Source organism: Streptomyces sp. NP-1717 (assembly GCF_022695985.1).
Taxonomy (GTDB): Bacteria; Actinomycetota; Actinomycetes; order Streptomycetales; family Streptomycetaceae; genus Streptomyces.
Window position 1 is genome coordinate 17,734 of record NZ_JAAPBF010000038.1, and the last position, 26,673, is coordinate 44,406.

16 protein-coding genes are annotated in these 26,673 nt (G+C 72.7%); 7 read left to right on the forward strand and 9 right to left on the reverse strand.

Annotated elements, in window-relative coordinates; translation table 11 throughout:
- Window positions 1-4: 4 nt before the first annotated feature.
- Window positions 5-1,483 (reverse strand): FAD-dependent monooxygenase, encoded by a 1,479-nt coding sequence (locus GXP76_RS11390; RefSeq protein ID WP_242571358.1) that lies wholly within the window; start codon window positions 1,481-1,483, stop codon window positions 5-7.
- Window positions 1,484-1,782: 299 nt separating this feature from the next.
- Here GXP76_RS11390 and GXP76_RS11395 point away from each other — a divergent pair, with 299 nt between their 5' ends.
- The 5 genes from GXP76_RS11395 to GXP76_RS11415 all read left to right on the forward strand — a co-directional run bounded on the left by GXP76_RS11395 (window position 1,783) and on the right by GXP76_RS11415 (window position 6,719).
- The gene (locus GXP76_RS11395; RefSeq protein ID WP_242571359.1) at window positions 1,783-2,817 is read left to right on the forward strand and encodes a thiamine pyrophosphate-dependent dehydrogenase E1 component subunit alpha; all 1,035 of its coding nucleotides are present in this window, start codon (window positions 1,783-1,785) and stop codon (window positions 2,815-2,817) included.
- Window positions 2,805-3,080, forward strand: coding sequence for an acyl carrier protein (locus GXP76_RS11400; protein ID WP_242571360.1), 276 nt, complete (start codon window positions 2,805-2,807; stop codon window positions 3,078-3,080). The genes GXP76_RS11395 and GXP76_RS11400 overlap by 13 nt, the downstream gene beginning before the upstream one ends.
- Window positions 3,077-5,122: a 2-oxo acid dehydrogenase subunit E2 gene (locus tag GXP76_RS11405; protein ID WP_242571361.1), complete on the forward strand. Its 2,046-nt coding sequence runs from the start codon at window positions 3,077-3,079 to the stop codon at window positions 5,120-5,122. The genes GXP76_RS11400 and GXP76_RS11405 overlap by 4 nt, the downstream gene beginning before the upstream one ends.
- Window positions 5,123-5,137: 15 nt before the next feature.
- Entirely contained in the window at window positions 5,138-6,142 is a 1,005-nt protein-coding gene (locus tag GXP76_RS11410; protein WP_242571362.1) for a 3-oxoacyl-[acyl-carrier-protein] synthase III C-terminal domain-containing protein, read from the forward strand.
- A gap of 70 nt (window positions 6,143-6,212) precedes the next feature.
- Complete coding sequence (locus GXP76_RS11415) at window positions 6,213-6,719, forward strand: hypothetical protein (protein WP_242571363.1); 507 nt, start codon at window positions 6,213-6,215, stop codon at window positions 6,717-6,719.
- Window positions 6,720-6,796: 77 nt separating this feature from the next.
- Here GXP76_RS11415 and GXP76_RS11420 read toward each other — a convergent pair whose 3' ends face one another.
- The 8 genes from GXP76_RS11420 to GXP76_RS11455 form a co-directional block, all read right to left on the reverse strand.
- Window positions 6,797-9,268, reverse strand: a complete 2,472-nt coding sequence (locus tag GXP76_RS11420; protein WP_277993256.1) for a M28 family peptidase — start codon at window positions 9,266-9,268, stop codon at window positions 6,797-6,799.
- The gene (locus tag GXP76_RS11425; protein ID WP_308354124.1) at window positions 9,249-11,102 is read right to left on the reverse strand and encodes a BTAD domain-containing putative transcriptional regulator; all 1,854 of its coding nucleotides are present in this window, start codon (window positions 11,100-11,102) and stop codon (window positions 9,249-9,251) included. Before GXP76_RS11425 ends, GXP76_RS11420 begins: the two co-directional genes overlap by 20 nt.
- A gap of 350 nt (window positions 11,103-11,452) precedes the next feature.
- Entirely contained in the window at window positions 11,453-14,014 is a 2,562-nt protein-coding gene (locus tag GXP76_RS11430; RefSeq protein WP_242571365.1) for an amino acid adenylation domain-containing protein, read from the reverse strand.
- Between the two features lie 89 nt (window positions 14,015-14,103).
- A complete protein-coding gene (gene gntD / locus GXP76_RS11435) occupies window positions 14,104-15,108 on the reverse strand; it encodes a guanitoxin biosynthesis L-enduracididine beta-hydroxylase GntD (RefSeq protein ID WP_242571366.1) in 1,005 nt (334 codons plus the stop codon).
- Window positions 15,109-15,178: 70 nt separating this feature from the next.
- Complete coding sequence (locus GXP76_RS11440) at window positions 15,179-19,630, reverse strand: non-ribosomal peptide synthetase (protein WP_242571367.1); 4,452 nt, start codon at window positions 19,628-19,630, stop codon at window positions 15,179-15,181.
- Between the two features lie 33 nt (window positions 19,631-19,663).
- Complete coding sequence (locus tag GXP76_RS11445; protein WP_242571368.1) at window positions 19,664-19,864, reverse strand: MbtH family NRPS accessory protein; 201 nt, start codon at window positions 19,862-19,864, stop codon at window positions 19,664-19,666.
- Window positions 19,865-19,912: 48 nt separating this feature from the next.
- Entirely contained in the window at window positions 19,913-23,026 is a 3,114-nt protein-coding gene (locus GXP76_RS11450; RefSeq protein ID WP_242571369.1) for a condensation domain-containing protein, read from the reverse strand.
- Window positions 23,023-23,748 carry a thioesterase II family protein gene (locus tag GXP76_RS11455; protein ID WP_242571370.1) on the reverse strand — a complete coding sequence of 242 codons (726 nt, stop codon included), beginning with the start codon at window positions 23,746-23,748 and terminating at the stop codon, window positions 23,023-23,025. The genes GXP76_RS11450 and GXP76_RS11455 overlap by 4 nt, the downstream gene beginning before the upstream one ends.
- 362 nt (window positions 23,749-24,110) lie before the next feature.
- On the opposite strand from GXP76_RS11455, the gene GXP76_RS11460 reads away from it, so the two are divergent.
- Window positions 24,111-26,102, forward strand: a complete 1,992-nt coding sequence (locus GXP76_RS11460) for an AMP-binding protein (RefSeq protein ID WP_242571371.1) — start codon at window positions 24,111-24,113, stop codon at window positions 26,100-26,102.
- A 67-nt stretch (window positions 26,103-26,169) separates the two neighbouring features.
- Window positions 26,170-26,673 (forward strand): condensation domain-containing protein (locus GXP76_RS11465; RefSeq protein ID WP_242571372.1); only part of this gene is annotated, 504 nt, incomplete at its 3' end.

Consider the following 26,673-nt stretch of genomic DNA (forward strand, 5'->3'; position numbering starts at 1 on the left):
CCGATCAGCGGGCGATCGGCTGCGGCTCACCGCACCAGTGGCGCAGTGCCCTGGTCAGCCCCCGGCCGGGGTCGGCGCCCGCCCAGGCCACGTATCCGTCGGGCCGGATCAGCACATGCGCGGGCCACCTGGCGCCGAGGGGTTCGGCGAGCACACCCGTACGCAGCCGGGACTCCCAGCCGGTGGCGGCGGGCGGGCAGCCGTCCGTGCCCGTCAGCACGAAACCGCCGTCCCTGAACAGTTCGTACAGCCGCTGCGGGCCGCCAGGAGCCGCCACGAGGGGCCGGTCGGGCACCCGCAGCCCCGTCCAGCGGTCGCGTCCCGCCGCCGGATAACGCAGGGTCAGACCCGACAGGTGCAGCACGTTCAGCCGGTGGACCGGCTTGATCCGCATCGACCACATCGCGGCCTTGCGCATCAGCCGGGCGGGGAGGCTGTCCGAGGTCTCGAAGCGGAAGGACAGGTCGGTCTTGCGGAGCGTCTCCGCCGCGATCGGGTAGCGCTCGGCCTCGTACGTGTCGAGGAGGCTCTCCGGCGCCCACCCGTCGAGCACCGCCCGCAGCTTCCAGCCCAGGTTGAACGCGTCCTGGATACCGGTCTGGAGCCCCTGTCCGCCGGACGGGATGTGGGTGTGCGCGGCGTCCCCGGCGAGCAGCACCCGGCCGACCCGGTACCGCTTGGCGTGCCGCTGCGAGCTGCGGAACCGCGACAGCCACAGCGGGTCGTCGATGCCGATGTCCAGGCCCAGGATGGCGGCGCAGCTCTCGCTGAGATCCTCCAGGGTCAGCGGCTCGTCCGCGGGGACGGTGAACTTCTCCCGGTCCAGGACGATGACCCGGTACGTGCCGTCCCGGAACGGGAACAGGGCCGCCATGCCGCGCCGGTTGATCCTGGCGTACTCGGCCGGACCCGGCGGGCTGCTCAGCCGGGCGTCCGCCATCATCAGCGACTGGTCGTAGTTCCAGCCGTCGAACTTCACCCCGAGGACCTCGCGGACGGTGCTGTTCACTCCGTCGCAGCCGACGACGTACTGGGCCCGGACGGTGGTCGGGCCCTCCGGGCCGGTCAGGTCGACCACGACCCCGTCGTCGTCCTGTTTCAGCCCAATCATCTCGGTGCCGGGCAGCAGCACCGCGCCCGCCTTCTCGGCGGCTATCTGCAACGCGTCCTCGGTCTTCGACTGCGGGATGGACAGGCTGTACGGGAAGCCGGTGTCGAGCAGCCCGTAGTCCAGGAATCCGTCCTCGTTTCCGAGCGGGGGGTGCGGGCACTCCAGGCCCCAGGCCAGCACGTCGTCGACCCTGCCCCGCATGTCGAGGAGTTCCAGGGTGCGTGGTTCGACCGTGCAGGCCCGGGACAGCCGGGCGCGCCGGGTGCGCTTGTCCACCACCTGACAGGAGATGCCGAACCCGGCCAGTTCCGCCGCGAGCGCGAGCCCGGCGGGTCCGCCGCCGACGATGAGCACCTGAGGGGACGGCGGCATCTGCAGACTCCTTCGGATCGGCTGGTCCCCCCGCACGGGGAGGGTGCGGGGCGCGCGGGACCACAGCGAGGGCAAGGGCGGCCGGATGTCCGGCGCGGAGCCGCTCCCCGCCGGACGCCAGCCAGTTAAGAGGCGGTCCGTGGCGGGCGCAACCAGGCTGAGAACGAGGTGAGAGGCGCCGGAGAGCGGCGGTCCGCCGGTGAGAGCGGTTCGAGAACCAGGTTGAGAACGGGGGGCCCTAGCGTGGCGGCCGATCAGGTGGTGTCCATGCAGTCCAGCCCGCAGGGGGGCGTCCCGCCATGACCGCGCATCCGCCGGAACCACTTCGCGCACCGGCCGATCCGGAACCACCGGCCGTCGCGAAGCCATCGGCCGCCACGGATCCATCGGCTGCCACGGATCCGCCGGCCGGCCCGGAGCCCGAGGACCTGGAATCCCTGCTGACCATCCGCCACTTCGAGAGCCTGCTGCTGCGGATGTTCTCCGAGGGCAGGCTCAACGGCACCACGCACACCTGTCTGGGACAGGAGTACGTGCCGGTGGCCCTGGCCCCACTGCTGTCGGGCGACCACGTACTCAGCAACCACCGCGGCCACGGCCACTACCTCGCCCTCTTCCGCGATCCCGCCGGACTGCTCGCCGAGATCATGGGCCGGGCCGGCGCGGTCTGTTCGGGCGTCGGCGGCAGCCAGCACATCCGCAGGCAGAACTACCTCTCGACCGGGGTGCAGGGCCAGAGCCTGCCGCTGGCCGTGGGCATCGGGCTGCGCTGCAAGCGCGTCAAGTCCGGGCAGATCGCCGCCGCGTTCGTCGGCGACGGCACCTGGGGCGAGGGCGCGGTGTACGAGGCACTGAACATGGCCGCGCTGTGGCGGGCGCCGGTCCTGGTGGTCGTCGAACACAACGCGGTCGCCCAGTCCACGCCGACGCACCTCCAGATGGCCGGTTCGATCGCGGACCGGGCCGCGGCCTTCGGCATCGACTTCCTGGAGATCACCGGCCACGAGGTGCCGGAGATCCGTGAGCGGCTGGCCCCGGTGGTCCGCCGGGTCCGTGAGGAACACCGCCCGGCGGTCGTGCAGTTCACCACCCGCCGGCTGGGCCCGCACAGCAAGGGCGACGACACCCGCACCCAGGCGGAGGTGGACCGCCTCTGGGCCGACGACTGGCACCGGGAGCTGACCGACCGGCTGGGCGGGCCGTTCCGGGAGCTCGACGCGCGGATCCGCGCGGACCTGGAACAGCTGGCCCGGGAGGTGGAGGCACGGCCTCCCGCCGCGTGGTCGGGGTCCGGTCTCCCGGACACGAGGATGGAGTATCCATGGCCGAACTGACCGAGCCGACCGAATCGACGGAGCCGGCGGAATCGACCGGACTGACGGGCCTGGTGGCCGATGTGCTCCAGGTGGCCGCCGCCGAGGTGACCGACGACACCGGGCCCGCCACCACGGCGGCCTGGACCAGCCTGCGGCACGTCCAGATCGTCGCCCGCGTCGAGCAGACCTACGGCGTGAAGCTCACCGCCCGTGAGGTACGCGGCTGCCGTACCGTCCGCGCCCTGCGCGGAGTCCTGGCGGAGAAGCGGGAGGCACCGTGACCGCGCGCCCCGCGCCCCGGATGGTGGAGGTGCTCAACGGCGCCCTGCACCGGCTGTTCGACGAACGGACCTCGCTGCACCTGCTCGGCGAGGACGTACTCGACCCGTACGGCGGCGCCTTCAAGGTGACCCGCGGCCTGTCCACCCGCCACCCGGACCGGGTGCTCGGCACCCCGATCAGCGAGGCGGGCATCACCGGCGTGGCGGGCGGTCTGGCCCTCGCGGGCGACCAGGCGGTCGTGGAGATGATGTTCGGCGACTTCGCCGCGCTCGCCTTCGACCAGGTGCTCAACCTGATCTCCAAGTCGGTGACCATGTACGGGGAACGGGTGCCGATGCCGGTCGTCGTGCGCTGCCCGGTCGGCGGCAACCGCGGATACGGCCCCACCCACAGCCAGAGCGTGCAGAAACACTTCCTCGGCATCCCCAACCTGGCGCTGTACGAGACGAGTCCGTTCCACGACCCGTACGCGCAGCTCGCCGAGGGACTCGACCACGGGCCCGCGATGCTCTTCGAGGACAAGGTCCTCTACACCCGGCGGGTGTTCCGCGACGGGGTGGTGGACGAGCACCACGGATACACGCTGCTCGGCGGGCCGACCGGCTGGGCGCACATCACTCCCTTGGACGGTACCCCCGCCGACGTGGTGCTGATGTGCCCCGGCGGGACCGCGCACCGGGCGATCGAGGCCGCCCGGCTGCTGCGGGAACGGGGCCTGACCGCCCACGTACTGGTGCCGGCCCGGCTCTACCCGCCCGACCTGGAGCCCGTGCTGCCGTTGCTGGCGGGCGCCCGGCTGGTCGCGGTGGCGGAGGAGAGCACCGCGGGAGGCACCTGGGGCGCCGAGATCGCCGCCCGGGTGCACGGCCTGATCTGGGCGGAGCTGCGCGCACCCGTCACATTGCTGTCCTCGGCCGATTCGGTGGTGCCGACCGCCCCGCACCTGGAGGCGGGCGTACTGCTGGGGGCCGAGCGGATCGCCGGGGAGATCGAGGCCACCGGACCGCGGGACGCCGAGCCCGTGGCCGGGGTGCCGGTCGGCGTGCCCAAGCTCAACAACAACGACACCGCCTACCTGGTGGTCCAGTGGCTCGCCGACGACGGCGCACAGGTCGCCGAGGGCGATCCGCTGGTCGAGGTGGAGACCTCCAAGGCGGTCGAGGAGATCGTCGCCCCGGCCGCCGGATACGTGCGTGTGCGCGCCGCGGAGGGCAGCGAGGTTGAGGTGGGGGAGCTGCTCGCCGAGCTCTTCACCGAACCGCCCACGGCCGCGCCCGACGCCGCGCCCGCCACGCCGCCCGGGGCCCCCGACGCCGCGCCCGTACCGTCTCCCGCCGCTCCGCCGGAACCCGCTCACCGCACCCATGTGCTCGACAGGGCCCAGCAGGGCACCGCCGCCGTGGTCACCCGCGCGCACCAGGAGGTGCCCGCCGCCTTCGCCGCGGTCGAGGTCGAGGTGGACGCGGTGCTGGCCCGGCTGCGGACGCTGTCCGACGAGACCGGCGCCGAAGTGGGGCTGCCGGAGGCGGTGGTGAAGGCCGTGGCCGCCGCGCACCCCGCGTTTCCGCAGCTGTTCGGCACCCTGCTGGACGAACGGACCGTACGACTGGCCGACACCGTGGACATCGGGGTCACCGCGGACGCCGGGAACGGCCTCTACATCCCCGTGCTGCGGGACTGCGCCGCCCGTTCCCTCGCCGACCTCTCCGACGACCTGATGGAGTTCCGGATGAAGGCGTTCCGCGGTGAGTTCACCGCGGGCGAGCTGTCCGGCGGCTCCCTGAGCGTGTCCCTGAACGTGGAACCCGGCGTACTGGTCGTCCAACCGATCGTCATGTGGCCCCAGTTGTGCATGGTCTCGGTCGGCGGCCCGCTCACCCGGCTCGTCCTCGCCGACGGGAAGCCCGTCCCCGCCACCGTGGTCACCCTCGGACTCGCCTACGACCACCGGGTGGTCAACGGCCGGGAGGCGGTCGCGTTCCTGCGCACCGTCGCGGACGCCCTCCACGACCCGGAACAGCTCGTCAAACTCATCGACTGACCGTGAGGAGTTCCAGTGGCGTACGGGTTGACCGCCTTCGGTGTGGCCCTGGGTGAAGAGGCCGCCGTCAAGGACGTGGTGGCCGAGTACACCGAGGACGTGGAGCGTGTCCTCGGCTACGGCTACGAGTACATCCACCGGGCCCCGCCCGACGTGAGCGTCACCGATCTCGCCGTCGAGGCGGGCCGTCGGGCCCTGGAGTCGGTGAACCCGCGCGAGGTGGACCTGCTCGTACTCGCCCTGACCGACCTCGCCGACCATCTGTACTGGGACGCGGCGGCCCGGGTCCAGTGGGCCCTCGGGCTCAGCCACGCCGAGGCGGTGCTGGTCGACCAGGGCTGCGTGGGCGGAGTCACCGCGTTCGACACCGTCGCCGGCCGGTTCGCCACCCATCCCGGCTACGGTACGGCGCTGGTCGTCGGCGCCAACCGGACCGTCGAGGCGTACTGGAACAGGCTGGACACCCACTCGCTGCTGTTCTCGGACGGTGCCGCCGCCGCCGTCGCCGTACGCGACGCGCCCACACTGCGCTGGCGGTCCTCCTACGCGGAGACCGACGGCCGGTACGCCGACTTCTTCCGGATGGACGTCGGCGGCGCGCGGCAGCCCTTCGTCCCCGGCACCGAGACGCCCGCCGTACGGGACGCCTGGGACGTGGTCGACCAGTTCGAGCACGACGCCGAACGGCTGGCCGCCTACGCCGAGGAGATCGACGAGCGCACCGCCCGCGCCGTGCACCGGGCCTGCCGTCAGGCCGACTGCGCCGAGGAGGGACTGGCCCGGCTGCTCCTGCTCAACGACAACGCCCGGGTACTGGCGACGCAGGCCGAACTGGTCGGGGTGCCGCTGGAGCGGACCAACGCCCGGCTGGCCGCCCTGAACGGTCACTTCGGCGCCGCCGACCACCTGTTCTCCCTGGCCCGGATGGAGGAGGCCGGGGAGCTGGCACCCGGGGACCTCGTGGCCCTCGCGGCCAACGGCCGCGGCATGCACTGGGCGTGCACGGTCCTCCAGCGCTGACCGCGCCGCCGGCCCCTGCCCCGGCGGTCCGCGGAGTCTCCTCCCACCACACAGATCGGAGTAAAACGATATGAGTCGTCACCCCGCCGGGCGCGCCCTGGTGGCCGCCGCGCTGGTCTGCGCCGGCCTGGGGCTGGTGTCCTGCTCGACCGATCCCGACACGGCCGTGCGGTCCTCCGACTCCGCCGACACCCCCACCTGCAAGCTGCTCCGGCCGGTGTCCGTCGAGTTCGATCTCGGGCAGCCCGCGGTGAGCCAGATGTCCGAGGAGGGCTGCACCGCCCACAGCCACGAGTTCGGCACCCTCACCGTGACCCCGCGGGACAAGCCGCTCGAAGCGGCGGCCACCGGACAGGGCAAACGGAGCACGATGCGCTTCGGCGAACACGAAGCCGTGATGCTGATGGGCTCCCTGAACGGCGTCTGCAAGATCTTCCTGGACACGGGGGAGAAGAACAGCCTGGAACTGCGGCTCGGCCGGACCACGGCGATGACCCCGCAGGTCTGCGACTCGCTGAAGGAGGCGGCGGCGAAGGTCGCCTCCGAACTCCCCGCCCCGGCCGCCGCCGGCGGCTGAACCGCTCGGAGCCCTCTGTGCCGGAGCCCCGCCGCCGTTCGACGGCGGCGGGGCTCCGGCACAGAGGGCTTCGGCACTCACTCCAGGACGCGCGTGCCGGCGACCAGGGTCGCCTCTCCCACGGAGGCGATCCCGAGGGCGGGCGCCCGGGTGTCGTCCGGCCCGTCGCCCGCCGGCCCCGGCAGCCCCGGCGTGCGGTCGACGACCTTGACGCTCGCCGGTCCCGGCGCCAGTTCCAGCTCCAGCTCCGCGCCCTCCTCGGGCACCTGACGGATCCACAGTTCCCAGGGCGCGTCCCCCGGCGGGTCGTCCGCGAACTCTCCGGGCACCCCCGACAGGGACCAGCCGCGGACGGCCGTCCCGCTGACGACGATCGCCATCTCGCGGGCGCCGCGCTCGGAGACCGCCGTCAGCCGGACCCGCCGCCCCCCGGCCTCCGAAGCTCCGACCACCTCGGTGGTGATCCGGGGGCCCGGCAACGGGAACTCCTCGGCGGGGCCCCGCCGTACCGGCACCCGCCAGCCCGGCCAGAGGTCGGACACGGAACCTCGCTCGGCGTCCGCCGGCAGGAACCGGTCGCTCCAGTCGTCCGACGGGGCCCGGCTCAGCCAGTGGGCCGTACGCCGGTCGGCGTCCCACAGATACGCGAGGTCCGCCCGCAGACGGCGCTCGGGCTCCGGAGGCAGCAGGGCGGTGCCCGCCAGCACGGCCACCGCCACCACGGCGGCGGTCACCGGCAGCAGCCGCGGCAGGCTCGGCAGCACCCCCGGCAGCAGGGCGGTGAGCAGCGCCGCGACGGCCACCGGCGCGGCGACCAGGCCGAGCCCCAGGGCGTCGGTGAGCAGCGGCAGCAACGGGAACACCAGCAGGGCGGACGGGACGGTGCCCAGCGCGGCCGCCAGCACCCGGCCCCGAACGGTCGCCCCCGCCCGGGAGGTGAGCACGGCCGCGGCGGCGAGCAGCCCGAGCGCGGGCCAGATGAACACATGGCTGCCGCCGGGCAGTGCCACCGCGCTCACGCAGGACAGCACCGTCCACAGCAGCGCCGCGCCGGCCACCTGCTCGCGGGGACCGGCCCACCGCCGGGCGAGCAGGGCCAGTGTGCTGCCGACGGCCAGGGTGAACACCAGGAACCCGGCGAGGGCCGGGCCGTGTCCGCCGATGTCGTAGTAGTGGGCGAACTCCTCGCGCCCGGACGCCGTCAGCGGCGCCAGCGCGAAGGCGGCCCCGGCGGCGAGCAGGAGCTGGCCGAGCACGACGGCGAACCCCCGGCAGGTGCCGCCGAGGGTGAGCACGCCGCTGGCCCGCAGCCGCAGCAGGAGCGCCAGCCCGAGCCCGGCCACCACCAGCGCGGCGGGCAGGGCCGCGCCCAGCGGATAGGAGACGAACCAGCCGGCGGCCTGGAAGTACGCGGAGTCCCCGGCCGGGGTACGCGCCAGATCGGCGGAGCCGAGCGCGCGGGCCAGGCCGAGGGCCTGCCCGCCCTGGTGCTGGACGGTGGCCGGGTCGACCTGCTCCGGGGTGTCGGTGGTCCCGTGGTAGTGCGTGTAACCGTCGAGATAGGCCAGGTTCAGCCCCTGGTGCCCGGCCTCCTGGAAGACCGTGAAGTCGGTGAGATTGGGCATGTAGTCGTACGCGGCGTCGAGGAGTGAGTCGGTCCGCGCGCCCGGCACCTTTCCGGCGAGTGTCTTCACCAGCCAGGCGGTGTCCGGTCCGGCTTCGAACATCAGGCTCGGTCCGCGGCTGCCCCGGGCCTCGAAGTTCAGGATCACCGCGTCGGGCGGCAGCACGCCCGGGGTGTCCACCAGGGCCTGCGCGCCGAGGAGACCGCTCTCCTCGGCGTCGGTGAACACGAGCAGGACGTCGTTGCGCGGAGGCGGTCCGGTCCGGAGCGCGCGGGCCGTCTCCAGCAGCACCGACACCGGCACCCCGGCGTCGTTGGCGCCGGGCCCGGCCTCGGTGGAGTCGTAGTGGGTGACCAGCGCGACGGGCCGGGTGCTCGCGGTGCCCGGGATACGGGCGACCACGTTCTCCAGCCGCAGACCGGCGTACCGGGAGTCGGCGCCGGTGGGGGAGAGGTCCGGCCGGTGGGAGGCCGCCGCCCCGGTGTGCACCCGGGTGTCGATGCCCAGCGCGGTGAGGGTACGGACGAGGTACTCGCGGGCCTGTGTGTGCGCGGCGGAGCCGCTGGGCCGCGGGGCGGCGGCGATCTCCCGTACGTGCGCGGTGGCGCGGGCTGCCGAGAAGGTGTCGGCGGGGGCGTCCGGGCCGCGTGCGGCGGGCATGCGGCCGTCCTGGATCACCAGGGCGAGACAGAGTGCGGCGAAGACGGCCACGGCCGCCGGCAACACCCAGCGGGCCACGGCGGTACGGGCCCCTCCCGGCGGCCCGTCGTCAAGGCCGTACCGGTCGGTGCCGCTCTCCGCGGGGCTGTCACGGGCCTGTCCGTCGGGACCGGGATCCTTCGGGCCGACGGGGCCGGGGGAGGGCTCCTCCCGGTCTCCGGGCGGTGTGCCGCCCGCGCCGGTGTCATACCGCCTGAGTGCCATAGACCGTGGATCCCTCACTCGGCCGGTGTCCCCGGGGAGCTCCGGCGGTGTTCTCCCGCCCGCACAGGGCCAGTTCGATGCGGTCGAGCACGTCCTGCTCGGCCACCGCGCCGAGTTCCACCGCGGCGCGCTGCCGGGCGTGGTCGCGGACCAGCGGGTTGAACGTGTAGGTGGGGCCGCCGGGTATCCCGCCGGGGGCGACCGTCAACAGGTGCAGATTGACCAGGGTGTCCAGCAGCCGCTGGGTGTCCTCGCCGGGCCGGTCGGAGACGGCGGAGGCCATCCACTCGGGGACGTACTCCAGGTCGCACAGGCTCAGCCGGAGCCACAGCCGGTACCCGGCCGGGGGCAGCTGGTCGAGGGAGGTGGCGAGCCGCGCCCCCATGTCCAGCCAGCCGATGGAGAGTTCGTCGATCCGGTTCTGCTGGGTCGCCAGCCGGTCGGTGAAGCTGCGCAGGGTGCAGCGCGGGCGGGCCCGCAGCCGCGCTCCGGCGGCCCGGATGGCCAGCGGCAGGTGTCCGCAGAGCTGGGCGATCCGCCGGGCGCTGTCGACCTCGGCGAAGACCCGCTCCACGCCCACCAGCGAGGCGAGCAGGTCCAGGGCCTCGTCGGTCGGCAGCCCGTCGACCCGGTACTCGGTCAGGCCGGGGATCTTCAGCAGGCTGGCGCGGCCGGTGCACAGGACGGCGCTCTCGCCGCTGGGCAGCAGGGCCTCGTACCGGGTGGACTCGGCGACGTCGTCCAGCACGATGAGCAGCCGTTTGTTGGCGGTGACACTGCGGAACAGGGCTGCGCGGGCGGCGAGGCCCGCCGGGATGCGCTGTTCGGGCACCCCGAGCGCGTCGAGGAATCCGTGCAGCACCTCCTGCGGGGCCGCGGGGTCGGTCTGTCCGTGCAGGTCGGCGTAGAGCTGCCCGTCGGGGAAGCGCTGTTGCAGGCCGTGGCCGACATGGATGGCGAGCGCGGTCTTGCCGGTGCCGCCGCAGCCCGCCAGCGCCACCACGCGCGGCCCGCCGTCGGCCCGCAGGTCCGAGGTGATGCGGTGGAGCAGGTCGCGCCGGCCGGTGAAGTCCTTCACCTGTGCCGGCAGTTGGGCCGGCACCTTCGCGGGCGGCCACGGCTGGTACGACACGGCGGGGGGAGGTGCGATCGGCTCACCGGAAAGGATCTTCTGGTGCAGCTCCTGGAGTCCGGGGCCCGGCTCCAGGCCGAGACTGTTGATCTGGGTGAGGCGGTTGTTGCGGTAGACGGTGAGTGCCTCCGCCCGCCGCTGGGAGAGGTGCAGCGCGGTCATCAGCTGGGCGCACAGCCGCTCGCGCATCGGGTACTCGGCGACAAGTGGTTTGAGTTCGCTGATGAGTTCGGCGTGCCGGCCCAGCGTCAGGCCCACGTCCAGCCACTCCTCCAGGACCGAGAAGCGGCGCTCCTCCCAGTGGGCGGCCACCGCGTAGGTGAGCGGTCCCGAGAGGTCGGCGAGCGGCTGCCCGCGGAAGAGGGCCAGCGCGCTGCGGTATTCGGCGGTGGCGGACTCCAGATCGCCGACGGCCACCAGCTCCCGGGCCCGGCGTACGGCCTTCTCGAACGCGTGGGCGTCGAGGTCCTCGTCGCCGAGCCGGATCCGGTAGCCGCCCTGCTCGGTCTCGATGAGGTCGACCGGCGCACCGGCCGCCGCGAACGCGTTCCGCAGGCGCCAGACGCAGGTCTGTATCTGCTTGTCCGCGGTGGCCGGCGGAGCGGAGCGCCACACGGCGTCGATCAGCGAATTGACCGGCACGATTCGGTTCGTATGCAGCAACAGCGCTGCCAGCACCGTCAGCTGGCGATTCCTGCCCACGCGAATTGGCTTGCCGTGAATGATTACCTGTAATGGCCCCAGGATGCGAAAGAAAATGTCACGACCATTGTCGTCCAGACCTTCTTGGGAGTGACCTGTATTCAGAGATGAATATCCATTGTGGATCGGCAAGATCATCCTCCGGGCACCGAAGCAATTTGCAGGCCAGCAGGGAACTTTAGGAGAGCATCAGGCGTCATGTCCATACCCCGGCTTGCTCGTGACCATGGAATTTGTTCGGAGAAACTTTTCCACCGGCGCGGATTCTTTGCACTGTGCACAATGCGGACTGGCTTGATTAGTGCGGTTCCCCGGAGGTGGCTATCGGCGGGGCGTAGATCATTCGGCCGCTATCGTCTTTGGCCTGAAATCGACATCGTGCGCAGGGCCAGCGCGTCGACCTTTCCACCTGGTGTTCTCGGCAGTTCCGGCAGCACGGTGATGTGATCCGGACGCATCGGCCCGGGAAGGGTTTCGGCTATTTTCTCGTTCAACTGCGAGGCCGTCGCCCCGGCTCCCAGCACCACGAACGCGATCAGCCTCTCGCCCGCGTCCTCACGGCGCAGCAGCACCGCGCAATCGGTCACCGCGGGGTGCCTGCGCACCGCCGCCTCGACCTCGCCCAGTTCGATGCGGAACCCGCGCACTTTGACCTGGTGATCGACCCTGCCGAGAATGCGGAGCCGGCCGTCGTCCCCCCACCAGCCGCGGTCCCCGGTCCGGTAGAGGCGCCCGTTCGGCTCGAACGGATCCGGCAGGAAACGCTCCGCGGTCAGCGCCGCTCTCCGGTGGTATCCACGGGCCACTCCGGGACCGCCCAGATGAATCTCGCCAGGCACTCCGGGCGGTACGGGACGCAGCCGGGCATCGAGTACGTACGCGCGGTAGCCCGGCACCGGACGTCCGATCGGGATGCCCCCACCGGCCGCCTCGGCGGGGCCGCACCGGTGCGTGGTGGCCCAAACCGAACACTCGGTGGGGCCGTAGTCGTTGAAGAGCGGCGCGTCCGGACAGAGCCGCAGATGCTCGGCGACGATGTCCGGGCCGAGTGGTTCCCCGCCCACGGCCACCATCGCGAAACGGTCGAGCACGCTCCGGTCCGCGACCTGGAGAACGATCCGATAATGCGAGGGCACCGCGTGGATGTGTGTGACGGCGGCCAGTTCCAGCAGCTTCCGCAGCGCCATCGGGTCGTGCGCCTCGGTCTCGGTCGGCAGCACCACCGCGCCGCCACCGGTCAGTGCCCAGAACATGCCGCCCGCCGCCCCGTCGAAGCACAGCGGCGGCAGCACCAGGTCCCGGCCGGGCGGCGGGCCGGACACCGCGCGGGCCGCCGTGGACGCCACGATCGCCCGGTGGTGCACCCCGATGCCCTTCGGCTTCCCGGTGGAGCCGGACGTGTAGATGACGTACGCCAGATCGTCGGGGGTGACCGGAACGCCGGGGGATGTGCCGGGCAGCCCGGCGGCCCCCTCGGCCGGCAGCACCGGCACCGGGACGGAGAATTCCGGCCGCCCGGGGGCGAGGAGCGCAACGGCCCCCGAGTCGCTGAGGATGTGCCGGATCCGCTCGGGCGGGTACGTCGGCTCGATCGGGACGTAGGCGGCGCCCGCCTTCAGCGCGCCGAGCATCGCGGTCACCGACCAGGCGGCGCGCTCCGTGAGCAGGGCGACGAGCGTGCCGGGACCGACCCCGGCCGCGCCCAGCTGCCGGGCCACCCGGTTGGCGTCCTCGTCCAGTTGACGGTAGGTCAGTTCGGTCTCCCCGCACAGCACGGCCGGCGCGTCCGGGGTCCGTGCGGCGTGTTCCTCGACCAGGGTGTGCAGGCAGCGGTCGCGGAAGGACCGTCCGTCGCCGCGCGACCAGCCGTCGAGCGCGGCCCGCTCCGGCGCCGTGACGCCGTCGATCCCGTGCACCGGCAGGTCGTCGAGCAGCCCCTCCGCCACGGCGAGCAGGCGTCGCGCGAAGGTGGTGACGGCCGGCTCCTCGTACAGACCGGTGTCGTGGTCCACGCGCAGCCCGTCGCCCTCCAGCACGACCAGCAGCCCGTGGTGGGCGACCGCGTCCGGCACCCGGACCGGCAGCGCGGTGTACGCGCCGACCCGTTCCGGCTCCGGTTCACCGCCGGGGGCCACCGCGAGCGACGCGCGGAACCCCGGAGGGACCGGAACACCGGAGGCGACCGCCTCTCCGGCCCGCCGCAGGGCGGCGGCCCCGGAATCCGTCTCGGTCACCCGCGGCGCGAGGGCCACGGGTGCGCCGGACGCCACGACCAGCGGTGTCCCCGGCGAGCCGCCGCAGCGGACCAGGAGCAGCGCGACGGCCGCGGCCAGGGCCGCCTCGACGGATACCCCGGCGGCCCGCAGCCGTGCGACGGACGGGCCGGCCGGGACCCGTACCGTCCGCGCGTTCCCGGACGCCCGGCCACCGCCCGGGACGGCGGCCGGCTCCGGTGTCACGCTCCCGTCGCGGGAGTCCCCCGCGAGGTCCGGAAACGGACCCCCGGGTCCGGCCCCGGCCACCGGGAACGGGGTGTCGTCCGTCAGCAGCCACCGCAGCACCGCCGCCGGAGGCAGCGCGTCCGCGGTGACCACCACCAGAAGGAACTTCTCCTCGCCGAGCCGGGCCAACAGCACCCGGGCGGGCCCCGGTTCCACCTCGGCGGCGGCGGCCTCCTCCCGGACCAGTTCGCCCCACTCCGTACTGTCCGCCCCGCCGGCCGCCAGGTCGTGCACGGTGAGCGGGACCTCCGGGACCCGGGCCGCGACCCGCGCCCGCAGCGCCCGCAGGTCCGGTCGGCCGTCGACCACCCAGGTACCGGTGGTGAGACAGGGGCGGCCGTCCGCCGCACCGGGCGAGGGGAAAGCCGCCGGACCGGCCGCGGGAACGGACATGGGCACGGGTGCGGACATGACTCGATGCCTCCTGTAGCGCCGTTGTGCTGTCGTGGTGAAGCGGCCGGACAGGGTGTCCGGCCGCTTCTGTCTGCTCCCACGGCCCGTCAGAGCAGGACGCGCTCCGCCGGGGTCTCCCGGTGCGCCCGCGACTTGCGCAGGTCCCGGGTGACGACCGCCTTCTTCAGCCAGCGGTCCGTGCCGTCGAACCGTGCCTTGAACGCGCTTCTGCCGTGCACCGCCCGGTAGTTGTCGATCACCAGGAGGTCACCGGGGGCCAACGCGACCTCGGTCAGGTTGCGTTGCAGTTCCCCGGTCAGCGCGGTCAGCGCCGCCGCGGCCTCCTCGTCACCCGGAAGGGGCGACATGAACGCCGGGTCGATCCGCAGGTACGGCCGGTCCGGATGCCCGAACAGCACGGCACACGGCTCCGGATCGTCCTGCATCCGCTGCACCGCGTGCAGGCTGCCCCGGTTCCGGGTGAGCTGCCGCGCGTGCTTGAGGTGCTCGGTGTCCGGCAGGATCAGGAAGCGCGGCCGGCTCAGCACCTCCCGCTGCTCGTCCGTCAGCGTCACCTCGTCCACTCCGGCCACCACCGTCGGCACCGCGTCATGGTTCCGCAGTCCCAGCAGCAGCAGATAGTCGCAGCGGTACGGGTGGAAGCCGTCCTCGGTGTGCCAGGCCAGCTCCACCGTGCCGTGACCGCTCTGGTCGTTCTCGTGAGCGGGCACCGGCAGGACGTCGTGCACCAGCCGCCCGTTCTGCAGGGTCGACCAGCCGAACAGGTCCCCCAGGTGCGCGGTCGCCAGCATGAGAGCCACCTCATGCACGGCCGACTCAGGTTCCCTGGGCGGCTCCCGCCAGTCCAGCGGGGTCGGTCCGAGCCGGCCGTCGTCCACCGGCAGGCCCCGCACGACGAGGCAGGATGCCGTCTCGGCGTGCCGGAAATCCCGCAGCTCCCGGATCAGGCGCGGCGGCAGCCGGTGGGCGTGCACGGACAGGTCGTCCAGCAGGGCCGGGGCGCTGCTCGCCCCGTGGTCCCGCAGGACCGAGCGGGTGAGCGTGTCAAGCGCGGCTCCTTCGGCCGCGTCGAGGTCCACGTAGCGGATCATCGGCGCTCAACTCCCGGATGATCCGTACTCAAGCGTCCTCGTGTAGTCACGAGTCCTCCTTGTCTGACGGTCAGTTGACGTTGTGCTGCGGCGCGACGAAGGTCTCGGGATCGGGCAGGTAGCCGCCCTCCACCAGGAAGCGGAAGCAGGAGTGGGCCCACTCCTCGGCCACCGGCGGGCACTTGATGCCCGAACCTTCGAGGGCCTCGGTCAGTACCCGGCACTCGTCCATCGGGTTGATCTGCTTCTGCAGCTCCGGGTCGAGCGCGGCGTGCCGCATCGTGGCGACCCGCAGCAGCGGCGTCATCGGGAACAGGATGTGGTCCTCGTCGACGTTCAGCGCCCGCTGCCTGGCGTCCTCCTCGTCGATGACGTCGAGGTTGTAGCCGAACGACCTCAGCCACTGGTAGCACTGCTGCATGGTGGTGGGCGCCGGGTTGGTGATGTTGAAGTTCTTGCCGAAGTTCTCCTCCCGGAGCGAGGTGTAGACGACGGCCTGCGCCGTGAAGTCCACCGGCACCGCGTTGATGACGTCGTTGTAGAGCGGCAGCACCCCGAGGTCGAGGAAGCCCCGCAGATACACGTACAGGTAGTCCGTGTGGTGCGAGGCGCCGGTCTCGGCGTGGCCGGTGATCATCCACGGGCGCTGCACGGTCACCGGGATGCCCCGGTCCCGGGCGATGTACATGATCTTCTCGGCGAGCCACTTGCTGCGCGGGTAGCCGGTCGGGATCCGGATCGGTCCGCTGTCCAGGTCCTCCTCGGTGAACGGGCGCTCCGCCCCGCTGCCCATGAAGACGTCCACACTGGAGATGAAGTGGACCGACTTCAGGGTCTCCGTCGTCGCCAGCCGCAGCACCTCCTTGGTGCCCTCGACGTTGGCCGGGCGGGCCGCCTCGTACGGGTAGGTGAAGTTGACCACCGCGCCGCTGTGGTAGACCACGTCGATCCTGGACGCGCAGGCCGTGAACTCCTCCGGGCTCAGACCGAGCCGCGGCTTGGCCAGGTCACCGATGACCATGCGCATCCGGGAGCGGTACGACTCGTCCCACGCGTGGTACGTGCGCAGGGTCTGCTCCATGCGCTCCCACGCCGCGTCCTCGCTCTCCGCCCGGACCAGGCAGTGCACGAGGGCCTCGGTGCTCTTGATCAGCTCCACCACGAGGAACGCGCCCAGATAACCGGTGGCACCGGTGACCAGCGCGTGCCGCGGGTTGAACCACTCGGAGTGCGGCAGGTCCCCGGGGGTGATCTCCTCGGGCAGCCGGACCTCCTCGTGCAGCTCCTCCAGTTGCTGCGCGTACAGGACCTCGCTGTCCACGTTGTCCCGCTGCCGCCGGTCCTCCTCGATCGCCGCGGCGACGCCGGCCACCGTGGGCACGCGGAAGATCTGCTCCACCGGCAGGGTCACGTCGTGCGTCCGGGCCAGCTGCGCGGTCAGCCGGGCCACCAGCAGCGAGTTGCCGCCGAGTTCGAAGAAGTCGGCCATCGCGCTGACCTTGGTCACGCCCAGCAGCGAGCAGAAGGTCTCCGCGATCTCCGCCTCCAGCTGGGTCCCCGGCTCCACGAAGTCCTCGATGCCGAGGTCCGGCGCGGGAAGCGACGCGGTGTCCACCTTGCCGTTGGGGGTGAGCGGTATCCGCTCCAGCGTCACGAACGCGCCGGGCACCATGTAGTCGGGCACCTGCGCCAGTACGTGCTTGATCAGGGCTTCCTTGGTGAGCACCCGGCCGACGACCGGGACCACGTACGCCACCAGGCGCTGCACGCCCGGCTGGTCCTCCCGCGCGATCACCGCGGTCTCGGCGACCAGCGGGTGCCGCCGCAGGACGTTCTCGATCTCGGTCAGCTCGATCCGGAAACCACGGATCTTGATCTGGGTGTCGGCGCGTCCCAGGAACTCGACGCTGCCGTCCTGCCGGTAGCGGGCGAGGTCCCCGGTCCGGTACAGCCGGGCCCCCGGCTCATCGGAGAACGGGTCGGGCAGGAAGCTCCCCGCCGTCATCCCCGGCCGGCTGACGTAGCCGCGGACGACGCCGCCACCGCCGATGTACAGCTCACCGGGCACACCGGGCGGCACCGGGCTCAGCCGCTTGTCCAGCAGGTGCAGACGGGTGTTGGGGATCGGGTGACCGATCGGCACCCGGCCCGCCCCCGCGTCCTGCGCGGTCACCGCGTGCACCGACGCCCAGACGGTCGCCTCGGTCGGACCGTACTCGTTGAACAGCGCCACGTCCGGGGAGCGGCGCCGGTGCGCCTCGACCAGACCGGGCGGCAGGACCTCACCGGCCAGCACGGTCGTGCGGACCGACGGGAACGGCTCCGACTCCGCGTCCAGCAGCACCGCGTACTGCGAGGGCACACCGTCGACGTGGGTGACCTCCTTGCCCCGGATCAGCGCACCGAGCAGCCGCGGGTCCAGGACCTCCGTCTCGTTCGGCACGACGACGGTGCCGCCGCGGCGCAGGGTCCAGTAGAGGCCGCCGCCCGAGGCGTCGAACGTGAACGGAGCCAGCACCAGATAGCGCTCCGGCAGCCCCGGCTCCTCGATGACCGAACGGGCCAGCGTGGAGTGCACGATCTGCCGGTGCTCCACCGCCACACCCTTCGGGCGGCCGGTGGAACCGGAGGTGTAGATGACGTACGCCAGACTGTCCGGCGCGACCGCCACGGCGGGCCGGGTCACCGGGCCCTCGGGATCCGAGGTCGGCACCGCCACCCGCTCCAGGGAAGGCAGCTTGCCCGCGAGCCCGTCCAGCGCGCCCTCGTCACCGACGACCAGGGAGATCCCGGCGTCCTCGGCGATCGACGCGATCCGGTCCGCCGGGTACGAGGGGTCGAGCGGCACGTACGCGCCGCCCGACTTCAGCACGCCCAGCAGCGCGACCATGGTGTGCACCGAACGGTCGGCCAGTACACCGACCAGGGTCTCCGGACCCGCGCCGAGCCCGGCGAGCCGCGCGGCAAGCGCCTCGGCCCGCAGGTCCAGCGAGGCGTACGTCAGCTCCGCCGAGCTGGAAGTCAGCGCCAGGGTCTGCGGGTTGGCCGACGCGGCCTCCTCGACCAGCTCGTGCAGCAGCCGCGGCCCGGCGTGCTCGGCGCGGGTCGCGTTCCACGCGGTGAGCCGCTCCTGGTCCGGGCCGGACAGCAGCGAGAAGTCGGCCAGCGCCCGGTCCGGTTCGGCGACCGAGGACTTCAGGAGCAGCAGCAGCCGGTCCAGCAGCCGCTCGGCCGTCTCACGGTCGAACAGCGCGGTGTTGAACTGGGCGCGCAGCGACAGCTCCCCGTCGCGGCGTACCGCGAACAGGTCGAGGTCGTGCGGCGTCCAGGTGACCGGCAGGTTCACCGGAGCGGCGACGGCTCCCGGCAGCTCCCGGCGGCTCCACTCCTCCTCGAAGCCGAACAGGACCTGGAACAGCGGGGTGTGGCTGAGATCGCGGGCGGGCTGCGCCGCCTCCACGATCTGCTCGAACGGCAGCCGGCCGTGCGCCAGGGCCTCGTCCAGGGCCGAATCGGTCCGCCGCAGCAGCCCGGTCAGCGTCTCGCCCGCGTCGAGGTCGAAACGCACCGGCAGGGTGTTCTCCAGCGGGCCGACCAGATCGCCGGCGCCGTCCTGCCAGGACGGCGGTACGGGTACGCCGACCGCGAACCCCTGCTGCTGGGCGTGCCGCGACAGCACCGCCGTGTACCCGGCGAGCAGCAGACGGGACAGCCGGTGGCCGGTGCCGGCCGTGAACGCGTCCAGTTCGGCGCGCAGCTCCGGCGGTACCGGCACCGTGACCACATCGGCGTCGATGGTCTTCACCGGCGGCCGGGGCCGGTCGGTGGGCAGTTCCAGGGTGCTCAGGCCCGTCGTACGGGCGCGCCAGTACTCGATGTCCTTCTCGGCGTCGTCGCCGGCCAGCCAGGCGCGCTGCGCGGCGGCGAGGGTCTGCGGCTCGGCCGCGAGGGCGGTGACCTCCGCGTTCCCGCCGAGCAGATTCGCGTACCCGGACAGGACCTCGTCGGTGAGCAGCCGCACCGAACGCCGGTCGGCGACCAGCTGATGCACCGTCAGCAGAAGGACGTGGTCGTCCTCGGCGAGCCGCAGCAGGCTCGCCCGCACCAGGGGACCCTGCGCCAGATCGAACCGGCGGCGGGTCTCGGAGGCCGCGATCCGGGCCAGTTCGGCGTCGAGCCGGTCCGGGTCCACCTGGACCACCGGCAGTCGCAGTGACGCCACCGGCCGTACGGTGGCCAGCGGGTGGCCGTCCACCGTACGGAAGGTGGTGCGCAGCACCTCGTGGCGCTGCACGGTCGCCGACAGTGCCTGCTGGAGCACGGCCGCGTCGGTCCGGCCGGTCAGGCGTACGGCGGCGCTGGTCTGCCAGGGCCGCTTCTCGTCCAGCTGGATCAGCAGCCACAGACGGCGCTGCTCCAGGGTGAGGTTGCTGGTGACGTTGGCGGATGCGTCCAGGAGACCCGCCAGGAGCGCGCGCTTCTCGTCGGACGTCAGGGAACTGATCTCTTGCTGCCCGCTCATTCGGTGGACTCCCGTCCTAGCTGTCGGATGCGGTCAGGCGGAGCGTTCGCGGACCGAACGAGGACGCATGTCGGTCCACACCCGCTCGATGTGCTTGAGGCATTCCTGCTTGGTGCCGGCCGGACCGTTCGCGGCCCAGCCCGCGGGCACCGCCCGGTCGGCGAACCAGATCGAGTACTGGTCCTGCTCGTTGGTGACGACCTGGAAGACGGTGTCGGTGTCGTCGATCCCCATGAGGGCTCCTCGTGGTGTGTCGTGTGATCGGTTCGGATGTCCCTGTGGTCAGTTCAGATGGCGCAGGAGCTGGTCGATCTCGTCGTCGGACATCCCGGCGAGCTGGGCGAGCAGCGCCTCGTCGGCGGTGGGCCTGCGGTCGCGGGCCCGCTCCAGTTCCTCGATGACCGCGGCCAGTCCGGCCGGGGTCGGCAGACGGAAGAAGTCGCGCACCGGGACCTGGAGGCCGAACTCGGCCCGGACACGGCTCAGCAGCTTCGCGGCGAGCAGGGAGTGCCCGCCCAGTCCGAAGAAGTCGGCGTGCACCCCGACCGCCGACAGCCCCAGCACGTTCTGGAAGATCGCCAGCACCCGGCGCTCCACCCCGTTGCGTGGCTGCACCTCCGCCACCGGGTCGCGCGGCGCCTGCTCCGGCGCCGCGGGCAGCGCCCCCCGGTCCGGCTCACCGCCGGGGCCCACGGGCAGTTCGTCCAGCACCCCGAAGACCGCGGGCACGCGGTAGCCGGGGAGTGCGGACCGGGCCCGGCCGCGGATGTCGGCCGCGAACGCCTCGCGTTCCCGCTCGGTGCCGGCCGCGACGGTGCCGTCCGGCACCAGCCAGGCGATCAGGCGGGTCCCGCCGGTGTCGGTGGTCACGGCGGCGGCACGTACTCCCGGCAGACCGGCGAGCACCCGCTCGACGGCCGCCGCCGGTACGGCACGGTCCCCGACGAACAGCCGGCCCTCACCGGGCCCGACCGCCTCCAGGGCACCGTCCCGGGCCCGCCGGCAACGCAGCCCCACCGCGACGGCGGCACCCGACTCGTCGGCGACGTACAACTCGCCCACCAGACCGGCGGACACGGGCACGCCCCGTACGTCCAGCAGACTCCGCACCACCCCGGCCGGCGGCGGTCCCAGCCGGCGCGCCCGTCCCTCGTCCAGCGGGGCCAGCGCGGCCGGCAGCGCCATCGGCTGCGGCCCGGGACGGCCCAGGAACACGGTGTCGCCGGTCCGCGTCAGCATGTCCACCAGGTCGGGGGCGAGCACCTCGCCCACACACACGAGCCGGGCACCGGGCGGCGGCTCCCAGCCCTCGGTCAGCACACGCCGCCAGGTCGGCGGATCGGCCAGTACGAAAGCGGCGGGCGGCCCGGCCGGTGCCACCTGCGCACCCGACAGCATCAGGCTGCGGGCGTGGGCCAGCGGCATCAACAGGTCCACCAGGGACGGCGGGGCACCGCCGTCGAGCAGCAGCACGTCGTCATCGGCGGAGACCGACAGCCGCTCCGCGACACCGGCCAGCGCGGCGGCCAGCGCCCCGTGCGACAGCGTCGCCCCGGACCCGTCCGGACCCCCGTCACCGGCCCACCAGGCAGGCGCGTCAGGACCCGGCGCGCCGGCGTCCGCCACCGGGTCGAACCGCGGCCCGGTGGTGATCAGCCAGCCGCCCGGCTCCTCCTCCGCCCGCCGGACGAACGCCCCCGCCCGGTCGTGCCGCTGCCCGTACGCCGGCACCGCGCCGACCTCGAAAGCCGCCAGCAGCACCGCGATCAGCGCCGCCGAGGGCACCGGGGGAGTCGTCACCCGCATCCCCGGTCCGGCGATCCCCTCCGCCCGCAGCCGGCCGGCCAGATCCGCCGACCACTCGCGCAACTCACCCAGCGTCAGGACGGCGTCCGCCGAGGACAGCACCATGTCGTCCGCGCCGCGCTCCGCCAACAGACCCGGCACCGTGACCGCGGCCGACGGCCCGGCCGGCACACCCGCCGCCTCCGCGCGGATCGCGTCCGCCTCCGCCTCCGCCGTCAGGGGCAGCGCCCCCACCGGGACCGCCGGGTCCCGCAGCGCGTCCGCCAGCACCAGCCGGTGCAGCTCCACGATCCGCGCCGCCGTCGCCTCGTCGTACAGGCCCCGGTCGTAGTCCAGCTGGAGCCGCAGCCCGTCCCCGTCCGGCAGCACGGTCAGCCACAGGTCGAACTTGGCGGCCGTACCGGTCAGTTCCACCGGCGCCATCGTCAGGCCGGGCAGCCGCACCTCCGCGGCCGGCGTGTTCGGCATCGAGAACATCACGTCGAACAGCGGATTGCGGTCCAGCGCCCGGGCCTGCCGGATCTCCTGCACGAGCCGGTCGAACGGCATCCGGTCGTGCGAGAACGCGCCCAGACAGGTGTCGCGCACCACCCCCGCCGCCGACTCGAACCCGCCGCGCAGCGGCAACCGGGCCCGCAGCACCAGGGTGTTCGCGAAGAACCCCACCAGCCGCTCCGCGTCCGGATGGTGCCGCCCCGCCACCGGCGTGCCCACCACCACGTCCTCCTGGCCCGTCACCCGGGCCAGCGTCGCCATGAAACCGGTGAGCAGCACCATGAACAGCGTCCCGCCGGACCGCTTGGCCAGCTCCTCCAGAGCGGCCGTCGTCGGACCGTCCAGGCGCTCCTCCACCCGGCCTCCGTCGCCGCCGCGCCCCTGGTCCCGGGGACGGTCCACCGGCAGCTCCAGAGGCGTCGTACCGGCCAGCGCCTCCTGCCAGTGGGCGACCATCACATCCATGCGCTCGCCGGCCAACTGCTCGTCCAGCCAGCCGACATAGTCGGCGTACTGCACCGGCAGCTCGCCGAAACCTGCCCGGCCGCGCTCCCGCAACCCCCGGTAGGCGTCCGCGAGATCCCCGTAGAACACGTCCATCGACCAGCTGTCGCACACCAGATGATGGATCGTCACGATCATGGTGTGCCGGCGCGGTGCCTCACGCACCAGCACCAGCCGCAGCAACGGCGGCGCGTCCAGCGCGAACGGCAGCGCCGCCTGCTCCCGGGCCAGCCGCTGCACCCGGGCCTCGGCCGCCTCGGCCGACAGGGCCGTGCAGTCGACCACCGGCAGCGACACCAGCGCCTCGGGCAGCACCAGCTGGTGCGGATCACCGTCGACCAGGCCGACTCCGGTGCGCAGGCTCTCGTGCCGCGCCACCACCGCGTTGACCGCCTGCTGGAGCAGCACGACGTCCAGGTCACCCGTCAGCCGAACCGCGCTCACCACGTTGTACGCGGCATTGCTGGGCGGGTTCAACTGGCAGACGAACCACAGGCTGCGCTGCGCCGGCGCGGCCGGCAGCACGAAGTAGTCGCTGTAGTCGCGGGACTCACCGCTGCCGACACCGCCGGCGTACGAGGAACTGCTCACTGGGTCCCCGCCTCCCTCGCGGCCGCGGCACCGAGTGCCGACTCGATGAAGGTCACGACGCTCCTCTCGTGGTCCTGCACGAAGAAATGACCTCCGTCGAACTCCCGCACCGAGCAGTCCGCCGACGTCTGCCGGGCCCAGCCCGCGTCCCCGGGCCGCACCAGCGGATCCCGCGTACCGCGCAGCACCCGCACCGGCACCGGAACCGGCGGTCCCGGCACATACCCGTAGGTCTCCGCCAAGGTCAGATCGGCCCGGATGGTGGGCAGCATCAGTGCGACCAACTCCTCGTACTGCGACAGCTCCTGGGGCTCCATCCCCTCCCAGGCCCGCAACCGGTCCAGCAGCTCCGCGTCCGGCAGGTGGTGCACCTGCTCCTGGTCCGCGTACTGCGGGGCGTCCCGGCCCGACACGAACAACGCCACGGGCAGCGGCAGTTCCAGCTCCACGAACCGCCGCAGCACCTCGAAGGCGACCAGCGCGCCCATGCTGTGCCCGTAGAACGCGTACGGCCGGCGCGTCAGCGGCTTCAGCGCGGGCGCCAGCGCGTCGACGAGCGCGGTCATGTCCTGGAACGGCGGCTCCCCGAGCCGTACTTCCCGGCCCGGCAGCTGCACCGCGGTGACCTTCAGCGCCGAGGCGTGGCCGTGCCAGCTCCGGAACACCGCGGAACTGCCCCCGGCATGCGGAAAGCACACCACCTCGGCGACCGGATCGGTCACTTCACCGAAAGTCCGGTACCAACGGGAACTCAGTCGGGTCGGGCGCACATCTACCTCCATCGGAGATGGCGAACGTGGAACGCGAGAATGTGCTGGATCGGCACCGCCGGGTCTGATTCACCGACCGGATCGCAGTGCGGAATCCTATCCCTACCAGTTTCATCCGAGGGCGCTCAATGACCCCATACCGGCCTGAGAGGCGAGCGATAAGGAACTGAGAGCCGAGTGAGAGACAGCACGCTTTTAATTGCATCGGCGCCGACGTGTGTCGCCTTCACGGCGTGCCGCCACGAACCCCGCACTCTCCCTGATACGTCGATCCGACACCGGGCCGCCCGCGGCCGAGGGAATGGAGTCCGCCGATGCCGAGCCCCGCCCGCCCCACACTCGTGCACATCCTCGTCGGGCACGCCGCCACCCGCGGCGAGCAGACGGCCTACGAGTACCTGCACGACGACGGGCGAGTGGACAGCCTCACCTACGGCGAACTCCTCACCCGAGCCACCACGACCGCGGCGCGACTGCGCGCGGACGGCGGACAGAACGGCCCCGCCCTGCTGCTCTACCCGCCCGGCCTGGACTTCGTCGTCGCCGTCTGGGCCTGCCTGCTCGCCGGCGTACCCGCGGTCCCCGCCTACCCGCCGCTGTTCGGCTCCACCGACCGCATCACGGCGCGCTTCACCCGGATCCTCGACGACTCCCGCGCCACCACCCTGCTGGCCGACCCGCTGGTGCTCGGACTGTTCACCTCCGGGCTGCGCCCCGAGGACCTGCCGAGGGTCCTCACCCTCGACGAGAACGCCGGGGACGACGGCGGGCGGACCGCCGGCCCGACCGGAGCCGTGGGCCCCGACCCGGACGTCCTGGCCGAGCTGCTGCGCACCGCCGCGCTCCCCGAGGACACCGCTCTCATCCAGTACACCTCGGGAAGCACCGGACAGCCCAAAGGCGTTGTTCTGGAACACCGAAATCTTCTCGCCAACATCAAGGCGATAACCGAGGTGTTCCAGCTCGACGAAAGCGCCCGGGTCGTGTCCTGGCTGCCGCCCTATCACGACATGGGACTCATCGGATTCATCCTCACGCCCGTACACGGCGCATTCCCTGTCCGATTGATGTCCCCTGTACATTTCCTCAAGAGTCCGCTTTCCTGGCTACGACAGATCAGCGAACTCGGCATCACCCACACCGGTGGTCCGAATTTCGCCTACGACCTGTGCGACCGGCGCGCCGCGACCGGCGACCTCACCGGACTCGACCTGAGCACCTGGCGGCTCGCCTTCAACGGCGCGGAACCGATCCGCCCCGCGACCCTCCACCGGTTCACCGAGCGCTTCGCCCCCCACGGCTTCCGCCCCGAGGCGTTCCTCCCCTGCTACGGACTGGCCGAGGCCACCCTCATCGTCACCGGACGGCACTGGACCGCCCACGACAGCGTCGACGAGGACGGCCGGGTGGACTGCGGCCCCGTCATCGACGGACACACCCTCGCCCTCGTCGACCCCGACACCGGCACACCCGTCCCCGAAGGCGCCGAAGGCGAGATCTGGATCAGCGGCCCCAGCATCAGCGGCGGCTACTGGAACAGCACCGGCACCCCGGACAGCGAACTCTTCGGTCTCCTCGACGGCACCCGCCACCTGCGCACCGGCGACCTCGGCCGGCTGCGCGCCGGACACCTCACCGTCACCGGCCGCCGCAAGGACGTCCTCATCCAGAACGGCGTCAACCACCACGCCCACGACCTCTGTTCGGCCGCCGCCGAGGGCAACCCCGCGGTACGGCCCACCGCCGCCGCCTTCAGCGGCCCCGACGAAGAGGTCGTCATCGCCGTCGAGGTCGCCGGCAAGGACCACGACCCCGACACCGTCGCCGCCGACATCCGCACCCGCGTACTCGCCGCCACCGGAGTCCGCGTGCACACCGTGGTCCTCTGCCCGCCCCGCACCATCCCCCGCACCACCAGCGGGAAGGTCCAGCACTCCCTGGCCCGCACCCGCCACCTCGCGGGCGAACTCGGCGGCACCGCCGTCACCGCCACACCGGCCACCGCCACCGCGGAGGAAGCGGAACTCATCACCCTCTTCCTCTCCTCCATCTTCGCCGCCGTCTGCCAGGTCCCCTCCTGCGGACCCGACGAGACCCTCACCGCCATGGGCGGGGACTCCCTGCGCGCCGCGGAGATAGCCGCCGTCGTCGAGGACGCCCTCACCCTCCCCGTACGCGTCGAGGACGTGCTGCGCGCCCAGTCGCCCCGCGAACTGACCGCACGCCTGGCACAGCGCTGGGCCGACGACGGGGTGCCCCCCGCCGACGCACTGGAACGAGTCAAGACCCTGATGTCCCACGAGTGAGGGCGACGCCCGCGCACGCCGACCAAGCGGAAGAACACGTCCGGTGACGAAAAGGAGGACCACGCCTGTGTCAGACAACGTTCAGGTACCCGCCGACCTCGGCCGCGACCTCCTCGCCCGCTGGCGTGCCCGCACACCCGACGCCACCGCACTCGCCGACCCGCGGGTCAGCCCCATCCAGCTCGGCCTGCGGCTGTTCGAGGAGATCCACCCCGGCACCGCCGCCAACATCCTGCGCTTCGACGCCGAGGTCGGGGGACCCGTCGATACGCAGCGCCTTGCCGCCGCCCTGCGCACACTCGCCCGGCGGCACGCCGTCCTGCGCACCACCTTCCCCCAGGGCGACCGCGAGACCTGCGCCGTCACCCCCGAAGCCGACGCCGCACCCGACCTGACCGTCACCGACCTCGGCCACCTCGGCGCCGACGCCGGCCGCGACCGGGCCCGCGCCGACGCCGACACCCGCGCCGCGGCCCCCGTGGACCTCGCGACCGGCCCGTTGTGGCGCGTCGCCGTCTGGACCCTCGCCGACGGCACCGCCCGCCTCCAACTGCTCGCCCACCACATCGTG

What these genes read in the sequence shown, in the direction of transcription:
- GXP76_RS11400 (WP_242571360.1), top strand. Translation starts at nt 2,805, where the DNA reads ATGGCCGAACTGACCGAGCCGACCGAATCGACGGAGCCGGCGGAATCG.
- GXP76_RS11445 (WP_242571368.1), bottom strand. Translation starts at nt 19,864, where the DNA reads ATGGGGATCGACGACACCGACACCGTCTTCCAGGTCGTCACCAACGAG.
- GXP76_RS11390 (WP_242571358.1), bottom strand. Translation starts at nt 1,483, where the DNA reads ATGCCGCCGTCCCCTCAGGTGCTCATCGTCGGCGGCGGACCCGCCGGG.
- GXP76_RS11430 (WP_242571365.1), bottom strand. Translation starts at nt 14,014, where the DNA reads ATGTCCGCACCCGTGCCCATGTCCGTTCCCGCGGCCGGTCCGGCGGCT.
- GXP76_RS11420 (WP_277993256.1), bottom strand. Translation starts at nt 9,268, where the DNA reads ATGGCACTCAGGCGGTATGACACCGGCGCGGGCGGCACACCGCCCGGA.
- GXP76_RS11395 (WP_242571359.1), top strand. Translation starts at nt 1,783, where the DNA reads ATGACCGCGCATCCGCCGGAACCACTTCGCGCACCGGCCGATCCGGAA.
- GXP76_RS11415 (WP_242571363.1), top strand. Translation starts at nt 6,213, where the DNA reads ATGAGTCGTCACCCCGCCGGGCGCGCCCTGGTGGCCGCCGCGCTGGTC.
- gntD (WP_242571366.1), bottom strand. Translation starts at nt 15,108, where the DNA reads ATGATCCGCTACGTGGACCTCGACGCGGCCGAAGGAGCCGCGCTTGAC.
- GXP76_RS11440 (WP_242571367.1), bottom strand. Translation starts at nt 19,630, where the DNA reads ATGAGCGGGCAGCAAGAGATCAGTTCCCTGACGTCCGACGAGAAGCGC.
- GXP76_RS11460 (WP_242571371.1), top strand. Translation starts at nt 24,111, where the DNA reads ATGCCGAGCCCCGCCCGCCCCACACTCGTGCACATCCTCGTCGGGCAC.